At 41.2% G+C, this 1,972-nt stretch carries 1 protein-coding gene; it reads right to left on the reverse strand.

Annotated features, from left to right (window positions below; genetic code table 11):
- Positions 1-111 precede the first annotated feature (111 nt).
- Positions 112-1,677 carry a methyl-accepting chemotaxis protein gene (locus BIZ39_RS21475; RefSeq protein ID WP_187448064.1) on the reverse strand — a complete coding sequence of 522 codons (1,566 nt, stop codon included), beginning with the start codon at positions 1,675-1,677 and terminating at the stop codon, positions 112-114.
- Positions 1,678-1,972 lie beyond the last annotated feature (295 nt).

A 1,972-nucleotide genomic window follows, 5' to 3' on the forward strand; every position in this document is an offset into this window, starting at 1 on the left:
TCGTTTTATTATCGAGTTCGAGGAACGACTCGAAAAGCACATTAACTAATGGCAGTTACACAGAATCTGTTACAGGCTCGAAGCTAGCGCTTATACGTAAATACAGAGAACTTACTGCTCTTTGGCTTTATAACCAATACGAAACCCTCCCCAATGTTTACCGTTCACATATATCGGTGCAGATAGATCATGCATGACCTCACCTGTATCTCGTTTGTAAGTTTGTAGCAAGAAAGTAGAGGTATTGCTGCCACAACGACTTCCGGTTTTGTCATCGAATATCCGTTTCGTTCTGTTATTTGCTAAATCCGTATCGTAATTACCAGTAAGGGGCTGACTAAATTTCTTGTTATGAGTAGGAAAGTAACCATTTACGTCAACTGCGCCGGCATAAATAATGAAACTATGTGTTTCTAATAAAGGTTCTTGGATAGCGGGAAGTACGTCGTCGGTGAACTTATCAAAAGGTGTCGTGTGCTTTATAGGATTAGTGTTCGGTATAGGTGAATAGTCAAAATTAAACAGCTTTGCTTCCGATATTTTCCCTTCTGAAATCGCTTGCTCGAAACGCTCTCCAACAGTTTTAGCTGCATTTACTGCAATGTCTCTAACTTCGCTGTTTCGATCATTAACGTCGAAGCTTTCCAGCAGCCTGAAAATATCTTCAGCTTGACTACTCAGTGATAGCGCCTGAGTAGAAACATCAGTGAGGTCGTGCTCTAATTTTTCTGTCGTCGTGTGCAACTGAAGTATATTGGCACTTATACCGGCGCTATGCTCTGCATTATTTTCTACCATTGCTTGCATAGCGCCCATCGATTCTCGGGCTTTTGTAGAGAGCATACTGGAGTGTGAGATAGCTTCTTCGCTCTCCTTTAATTTCACATTCATGTTATCACTAGAGTTAAGCACCGTTTCCATAGTAGCCACTGCGGCCTGGCTACTAGTATTCATATCCTGCAGCAGACTTTCTATTCCAGACGTGGCGTCGGTTGTTTTCTTGGCAAGCTCTCGTACTTCATCAGCAACAACGGCGAAACCACGTCCTTGGTCGCCCGCTCTTGCAGCTTCAATAGCCGCATTCAGCGCTAGCATATTTGTTTGATCGGCTAATTGGTTAATGGTGTTTGTTATTGTACTTATTCCCTCGGCCTTACTTTTTAATGTAGTAAGCGCTTCAGATGACGCATTTATGTTTTTAATCAGCTGCTGTTGCTGTCTTAATACTTCTTTTAACGACGTACTTCCGAACTGCGTTTTCTCGTCAGATTCATTCATAGAAGATGCAGCATTCTTGGCAAGCTCATCTAACTGAGTTGAGGAGACTTCTAACTGTTGGAGTCTACCGCTCATCTCGCCGATGTTCGCGACTTGCTCATTAAATGCTTTTGATAACTGTTCTAAAAAGAAAGAGATAGAAGCACCACCAATTGCAATGTTACTCGCGGCATGACTAACTTTCGTTGCATCATTGCTGTGTGCATTGTTCTTATAATCGTCAGTTAGAACAATTTTACTAGCGGCTATATTTTGGTTTTGAAATACCTTCTCAATAATAAAGGCCGCGAAAAGGATAGTAAGAAACGTAGCAACTGTAGAGATTAGTAGATGTGAAGTAACAAAAGACATCACTACATTAACGAGACCGGCAATAACAGCTAAAACTAAATACTTCATCACGCACACTTAACATTTTATTAACACTTCAAAAATGTAAAGCGTTTTAAACCAATTATCCATAAGCGGATAGTATTAGTTATGGGGTCAGAGTACTTTATTAAGTGAGCATTGTATTCATTAGCAAATGAAATAAACGCTTCAAGGTACGAGTTGTCAGATTAATGAAGTGAGTAGATTGACTCTACCCCATTAGTAATGGGGTCAGAGTCTGAGGGATCCCCACGAATTTAATTCCATGTGCCTGCGGTCCAGGCCCCGTCGACTATGGAGCTGTACCATTTGAGTGCAGTTT

Source organism: Alteromonas sp. BZK5 (genome assembly GCF_014349115.1).
Lineage (GTDB): Bacteria > Pseudomonadota > Gammaproteobacteria > Enterobacterales > Alteromonadaceae > Alteromonas > Alteromonas macleodii.